This window comes from Bacillus sp. SIMBA_026 (genome assembly GCF_046535335.1).
GTDB classification, from domain to species: Bacteria; Bacillota; Bacilli; order Bacillales; family Bacillaceae; genus Bacillus; species Bacillus velezensis.
Genome location: NZ_JAWRWX010000078.1, coordinates 1 through 311, shown reverse-complemented (window position 1 = coordinate 311; position 311 = coordinate 1). Strand labels below are relative to the sequence as shown.

At 63.0% G+C, this 311-nt stretch carries 1 protein-coding gene; it reads left to right on the top strand.

Annotation, left to right across the window (positions count from 1 at the left end; genetic code table 11):
• Nucleotides 1–156: 156 nt before the first annotated feature.
• Nucleotides 157–311 (top strand): alpha/beta fold hydrolase (locus SB847_RS20745; RefSeq protein ID WP_410578463.1); only part of this gene is annotated, 155 nt, incomplete at its 3' end.

Below are 311 nucleotides of genomic sequence, written 5' to 3'. Positions count from 1 at the left end.
CGCACCCACCAACACCATCCCCTCCGGCGGCGTCACCTACGCCTACCGCGAGCTCGGGCCAAGGGGAGGGGTGCCCGTGATATTCCTGGTCCACCTGGCCGGGAACATGGACAACTGGGACCCTCGCGTCATTGACCCATCGCCGGGAAGCACCACGTGATCACCTTCAGCAACAGGGGAGTGGGCTCGTCCACGGGAACCGTCCCGCTATCCATTGAAAGCATGGCCGACGACGCCGTGGCCTTCATCAACGCACTTGGTTACGAGAAGGTGGATATCTTCGGGTTCTCCATGGGGGCGATGATCGCCCA